The following is a 1,260-nucleotide window of genomic DNA, read 5'->3' on the forward strand; positions in this document are numbered from 1 at the left end:
TCAGAATAGAAAATCATCTTCTGTCAGGTTTGCCGCGTTAAAGTTGCTTATAGTAATCGAACCGTGCCCGGATACAGAGATTTCCGTGTTCGAACCGTTCGTTGTGCTCGTTGTGATGGTCAAATCTGAGTAGGATACACCGGTGGTATAAACTCTGATAAGGTCAATGCCATCTTCGAAGTCACTTATCGTGTCGCTTCCAAAACCGTCTCCAAAGACAAACTCGTCACTTCCGGAACCGCCCCGCAGGCGGTCATCGCCATCCCCGCCACTCAGATTGTCATCGCCATCCCCGCCGTACAGATTGTCATCGCCAGCATCGCCCCACAGATCGTCATTGCCATCCCCGCCGTACAGATAGTCATCGCGATGACCGCCACTCAGATAGTCCCGGCCATCCCCGCCGTACAGAGTGTCATCGCCATCCCCGCCGTACAGATCGCCGTACAGATCGCCGTACAGGGTGTCATCGCCATCACCGCCCCACAGAATGTCATCGCCAGCATAGCCCCACAGATAGTCATCGCCATCCCCGCCCCACAGAATGTCATCGCCAGCATCGCCCCACAGATAGTCCCGGCCATCACCGCCGATGATCTGGTCGTTTCCTGTGCTGCCGTCCAGATCGTCATCGCCGGCGGTGCCGACGATCATCGGCGCTTCGTCTCGTCCATGAACAACGACTGAAACGGTTGCGGTGCTCTCACCACCATTGCCGTCACTGACGGTATAGGTGAAGGTATCCGTCAGTGCCTGTCCAACTGCCAAAGCCTGAACAGCGTCCGCGCCGGTTGGATCGTAGTTGATGGTTCCGTCGGTGTTCAGCGTCAGGGCTGCGCCATGCGTGCTCGTGGCAGAAACAGCTGTCACCGTGAGCGTATCCTCGTCAACATCGCTGTCGTTGGCAAGAAGCGTGGCGGTATCAATCAAGGTCATAACATCTTCTGTGATCGGAGCGGGGCTTTGAGCAACATCATCAGCTGCGACAGGTGCGCCGTTGACCGGTGTAATCTCAAGCGCAAAGGCATCGCTTGCTGAAAGAGACCCATCGCTGGCCGTCACCGTGACACTCAATGTACCATTGAAGCCCTGCGGCGGTGTGCCCGAGAAACTCCCCGAAGCAGCATCAAACATCAGCCAGTCCGGCAGCGCCGCACCCCCAACCAGCGTTGCACTCAAGGTCAGTGCATCGCCATCCACATCCGTGAATGCGTTGGCTGGTAGTGCAAAACTCACGGCTTCATCTTCTGCTGAAGACTG

Annotated in this window: 1 protein-coding gene; it reads right to left on the reverse strand. The window is 56.6% G+C overall.

Annotated elements, in window-relative coordinates; translation table 11 throughout:
* Nucleotides 1-1,260: Ig-like domain-containing protein (locus ACFWW2_RS01935; protein WP_393925677.1), on the reverse strand; the 1,260-nt coding region annotated here is incomplete at its 5' end.

It is taken from the genome of Yoonia sp. R2-816, assembly GCF_046762905.1.
In the GTDB taxonomy this organism is placed as follows: Bacteria; Pseudomonadota; Alphaproteobacteria; order Rhodobacterales; family Rhodobacteraceae; genus Yoonia.